5 protein-coding genes are annotated in these 4951 nt (G+C 72.7%); all 5 read left to right on the forward strand.

The window, feature by feature from the left end; translation table 11 throughout:
• A partial coding sequence (traB, locus tag AQI94_RS42135; RefSeq protein WP_062230361.1) for a plasmid transfer protein TraB occupies positions 1 to 1854 on the forward strand: 1854 nt, incomplete at its 5' end.
• A 122-nt stretch (positions 1855 to 1976) separates the two neighbouring features.
• Positions 1977 to 2495, forward strand: coding sequence for a hypothetical protein (locus tag AQI94_RS42140; RefSeq protein WP_030498529.1), 519 nt, complete (start codon positions 1977 to 1979; stop codon positions 2493 to 2495).
• An 18-nt stretch (positions 2496 to 2513) separates the two neighbouring features.
• Positions 2514 to 3704, forward strand: coding sequence for a hypothetical protein (locus AQI94_RS42145; RefSeq protein WP_157846665.1), 1191 nt, complete (start codon positions 2514 to 2516; stop codon positions 3702 to 3704).
• A gap of 88 nt (positions 3705 to 3792) precedes the next feature.
• A complete protein-coding gene (locus AQI94_RS42150; protein WP_030498527.1) occupies positions 3793 to 3999 on the forward strand; it encodes a hypothetical protein in 207 nt (68 codons plus the stop codon).
• A gap of 105 nt (positions 4000 to 4104) precedes the next feature.
• The gene (gene ssb, locus AQI94_RS42155; RefSeq protein ID WP_030498526.1) at positions 4105 to 4617 is read left to right on the forward strand and encodes a single-stranded DNA-binding protein; all 513 of its coding nucleotides are present in this window, start codon (positions 4105 to 4107) and stop codon (positions 4615 to 4617) included.
• The last annotated feature ends 334 nt before the right edge of the window (positions 4618 to 4951 follow it).

The raw sequence follows: 4951 nt of genomic DNA on the forward strand, positions 1-4951 counted from the left end.
GGGGAGGGCGCACACCTGATGTGGGCTGACTCCCCGTGGGGCGCGGCCGGTCTCACGCTCGCCTCGGTCGCGCTGACCGGTGCGACGTGGTGGGCGGGCCGGGGGACGAGCGCTCAGCGCCGGTTGCACTCCGCGATCACGGTTGCGGCGGGGTCGGTGTGGGTGACCGCCGCCGCCCTGTCCGGTCCGATCACTCACCCCGTGATCGACCTGTACGCCATGGGCGGCCCGGTCCTGGCCCTGTCGTGGAACGTCCGCATGGTCATGCGGCGCAACCCTGACGCGGTCGGGGAGTCCTCGGACAAGGGCCTGTTGGAGAAGGTCGGTCTGGCCCGTACGAAGCTGGGCACGGCGAAGGTGGAGCCGAACAAGGTCACCGTGCCGTACGCGCTCCCGGCCGGGGAGGCGACCAACGCGGACATGGCCAAGAGCCTGCCCCGGGTCGCGTCCGCGCTGGACGTGCCGACCACGGCCGTGCGCTACCGGCCCGACCCCGAGTCGGCGCGCAAGGGCGAGTTGGTCATCGTCCCGAACGACATGCTCAAGGAAGTCATCTGGTACCCGGGCCCGTCCGCCCCGGGCGGCTCCATCGCGGAACCGCTCGTCATCGGGGTGTACGACGACGGCCGGGAGCTGCACCTCACCCTCCCGCAGGCAATCCACCTGCTCGTCATGGGCGTGACCGGCTCCGGCAAGACCGAGGCGGCTCTCGACGTCATGGCGGAAGTCCTCACCCGCCGGGACGTGGCCGTGTGGCTGTCGGACCCGAAGCGCGGCCAGGACCTCGGGGAGGCGTTCGGCGCGTGCGACTGGGTCGTCACGACGCAGGACGGGGCGGCGGTGATGATCGCAGCGTTCGAGGCGGTCATCCCGGCCCGGCAACTGTGGCTCGGCTCGCACTCCTACCGGTCGTGGGAGCCCGCCGCCGCGGTCCGCCAGGACGACCCCGCGCACACCTGCCGGGAGGACGGCACGGCGTGCGGGTGCCCCGGTATGCCGTACCTGGTCGGCTGGTTCGAGGAAGCGGCGAACACCCTGCGGGCCGTCGATGACGACGCGTTCACCGGCATCGCGCAGGAAGCCCGTTCGGCCGGCGCCTCCCTGGTGGTCTCGATGCAGCGCGCGAGCGGCTACCAGATCAGCACCGACACCCGGGCCTCCCTCCCGTCCGCACTGTGCATGGGCGTGGACGAGCGGGACGCCGGTTTCGCCCTCCCGTCCGAAGTGCTGGACGCGGGCGCCAACCCCGGGGCGTGGGGCAACAAGCGGCCCGGTTACTGCTACCTCGTACAGGCCGGGGTGGACGAGGAACTGTGGTCGACCCCGAGCCGGACGTTCCGGAACAACCCCGTGACGCTGGAGTGGGTCACCCGAGAGTTCGCCTCGGTCCGGATGCCCGTGGACGACGTGACGGCCACCGCCGCCGCCTCGGTCGCCGGACAGATCTACACCGACCGCGAGCGCCCGAACGCGGGCACCGCCCCCGAGGGCGGCCCGCAGCGTGCCGCCAGGACGGACGACGACATGACCGAAACCGAACCCCTGGTGGACCCCGAGGACGAGGGGATCGACCCCGAGCAGGAACTCCCCGAGGCGATCGACGCGCCCATGTTCGGGGCGGCGGCCGGGGACGAGCCGGACGACCCGAAGGCGGCCATGGAGGAGATCCTCCGGCACTTCGAATCCGAGGGCCGGATGGTCGTCCAGACGAAGGACTTCATGGACTACTGCGACCAGATCGGCCGGTCCCGGCCGTGGGTCGCGGGGGAGCTCGGGCGCCTCGGTCGGGAGGGCCGACTCGTCCCCGCGGGGGGCCACAAGTACCGCATCGTCCCGGCTCTGACGTCAGCCTGACGGCCTGACACCTGACACCAAGTCCCCAGGTAGACGCGGTGTCAGAGCGGCTGACACACCGCCCTGACACCGCCTGACACGGGCCCTGACACCGGGCCCTGACACCCACGAAGGAGTACCCCGTGAGCAGCAACAGCGAGTATCCCGCACCGGGCCGGGAGGTCACGCCGGACGACCTGGCCCGCTTCCTGATCCCCGACACCCCGGCCTCCCTGGTGACCCCGTCCGAGCGGCCCGAGGGGGCCCCGGAGCGGCCCGCGATCCCGTCCACGGCCGACCTGCTCGCCGCATGGGAGCGGCAGCAGCACGCCGCCGCCCTGGTGGCCTCGGGCGCCCTGATCCCCCAGTCCGCCGCCCTGGCAAAACCGGACACGGACCCGGTCGTCCCCCGCTGGGTTTGGCGTGCGTCGGCCGTGACCGCCGCCGTGTCGGCCATGGCCGGAGTCGTCGGATTCGTCGTCTGGGGGCTGTCGCTCGCCCTCGGGGCCGCCGTGTCGGCCGTGTCGGCGGCGGCCCCCTACCTGGGCGGAGCCGTGGTTCTGGCGGTAGCCCTGGCGCTTCTGTGCCGCAAGAGGCCGGGAAGCGACACACTTTCGGTCAAGGTCGTCCAGAGCGTCGTCGTACAGAGCAAGAGGAAGTAGGTCCCCGCCATGCCGCACATGTCCCGTACCAAGGCCGCGACGTTGGGCCTGCTCGCCCCCGCCGCCCTGGCCCTCGGCATGTCCGCTGACACCTCGTTCCGGTTCCTCGGGGACGCACTGAACATCACCAACGACGTGGAGCGCGCTCTCCTGTGCGGGGTGGCCGAGGCGGCCATCGTGGCGCTCACGGTGTACGCGTGGGCCACCCGGACCAAGGGACCCGCGTATCTGGCCTACGCCGCCGTACTCGTGCAGGCCATCCCCGCTTTTCAGGTGTCCGGCGGGGTCGGCGGACCGGTCCGAGTGGTCCTCGGGCCCGTGCTCCTGGCCGTGATGCTCCACCTGCTCCTGGGTCTCGAACTGCGCATGTCCGGGGAGAAGTCGGACGGCCTGATCGGGGCCGCCCTGCGGGAGCTGCGGGAGCGGCTGACCGCCTCCCTGGGAATCGGCCGGCGGGGAGCCGACTCCGCGGCCATCGCCCGGAGCCGTGCCGCGGACCGCGCGGTCGACCTGGCCGACCGGGTGGCCGCCGCATCCGAGGGGAGCCGCAAGCGCTCCCGCCGCGCGGCCAAGCTGGCCGCCGCGATCGACGCGGCGCGTCACGGACTGGACCCGGCCGACGCGGACGCGGCCGAGGCGGCCATCGTGTCGCGCGTCGTCCGCCGGAAGTCTGTCGCGGGTCTGGCGACCATCGCGACGCGTCACGACTGGACCGCGACACTCCCCGCCCCGCGTCACGACACCGACCGCGACACCGCGACAACCCCCGTCACGGTCGACCGCGACACCGACCGCGACACCGCGACACCGCAGGTAGCGACCGCGACGGCCGACCGCGACACCGAGGCGGCCCCCGCCGCTCCGGCCCCCGCCGCCGCCGTGCCCGGAGTTGTCGACCTGATGACCAAGCGACAGACCGCGACGTCGCGGGAGCGGGTCTCTGGCCTGGAGACGAGCGGGTCCGCTGTCGTGGGCGACACCATCACGACAACCCCCGCCCCGGCCCCCTCGGTCCCGACCGCGGGCGACGCGACACCGAGCGTCGCGCAGATGGTCCGGGAGGCCATGACCGCGGGCGTCACCGACCGCGACACGGTTCTAGCTCGGGTCCGGGCCTACCGCCCCGAGACGACGCGACAGACCGTCGCCCGCGCCATGCAGCGACAGAGCAGCAAGCTCCCCGCGACAGACCAGGGTCAGTACCTCTGACCCGACCGCGACACCGCGACAACCCCTGTCGCGGTCGACCGCGACACCGACCGCGACACCGCGACACCCGACCATCCGAGGGGGACCCATGTCCGAGCAGATGACCCGGGACCGAGCCTTAGAGATCGTGCGCGACAGCTACACCACCGGACAGCCACAGAGCACGGCCGTCGAACTGACCGGCTACTCCCGGTCGTGGGTGGCGGCGGAGTACCGGCGGCTCAAGGCCCGGGGGGTCTCCCCCGTGGCCGGGCAACTGGAACTCTTCGACCCCGCCCCTTCGTCCTCCGGCTGATCACGTTCGGGCCCGGCACCCCGCCGGGCCCGGGCGTGGCCGTCCGGCCGGCACTTCCCTTCACCCCCCCGACGACACCGACCCATCGAGCAGGAGGCAGACAGCATGACGACGAACGGCACCCCGATCACCATCGTGGGCAACCTGACCGACGACCCCGAACTCCGCTTCACCCCGAGCGGGGCCGCCGTGGCGAAGTTCTCCGTAGCGGTCAACCGCCGCACCTTCGACAGGCAGACGAACGAGTGGCGGGAGGCCGGGACCGACTACCACCGGGTCACGGTGTGGCGGTCCCTGGCCGAGAACGCGGCCGGCACTCTCACGAAGGGGATGCGCGTCCTGGTCGTGGGCGACCTGCGACAGCGGACGTGGACGGACGAGAAGACGAACGAGAAGCGTTCGGCGTGGGAGGTCGAGGGGTCCGCGGTCGGCCCTGACCTGACGTTCGCCACGGCCACCGTGACGAAGGTGGCCAAGTCCCAGGGATCGGCCCCGGGTGACGACGCGTGGGCCAGTGCCTCCCGCACCCGTCCGGCGGTCCCGGCCGGAGCCCCGGCGGGTGCCGCCGCGAACGGCCAGGCGCAGGACGGAGGGTACACCGAGGAACCCCCTTTCTGAGGGGCGGGTGCGGCAACGACCCCCGGACCGTACTGACCGAGGGTGACCGCGCGGCGGTCCGCGACTTCCGGGCCTGGCTCCGGGACCGAGCAGCAGCTCGGGAGGCCGGACTCCCCGAGCCTCCCCTCCCGGACGGCATGACCCGGATCAACTGACCGCACGGCCCGGCCCTCCCGCATCGAGGGCCGGGCCGTTCCCGCTTCCCGAGGGCGTCCTCGGTCCCGGCCGGGAAGACGAGCGGGTCCTCGGGGGCCGCCGTACGTCACCTAGTTGACGTACCGGCAGCAGCGTTGACGTACAGACGATCCGGGCCGGGATCGACACGCCAGATTCA

The organism is Streptomyces pseudovenezuelae, assembly GCF_001513955.1.
Taxonomy (GTDB): Bacteria; Actinomycetota; Actinomycetes; order Streptomycetales; family Streptomycetaceae; genus Streptomyces; species Streptomyces pseudovenezuelae.

What these genes read in the sequence shown, in the direction of transcription:
- AQI94_RS42150 (WP_030498527.1), top strand. Translation starts at nt 3,793, where the DNA reads ATGTCCGAGCAGATGACCCGGGACCGAGCCTTAGAGATCGTGCGCGAC.
- ssb (WP_030498526.1), top strand. Translation starts at nt 4,105, where the DNA reads ATGACGACGAACGGCACCCCGATCACCATCGTGGGCAACCTGACCGAC.
- AQI94_RS42145 (WP_157846665.1), top strand. Translation starts at nt 2,514, where the DNA reads ATGTCCCGTACCAAGGCCGCGACGTTGGGCCTGCTCGCCCCCGCCGCC.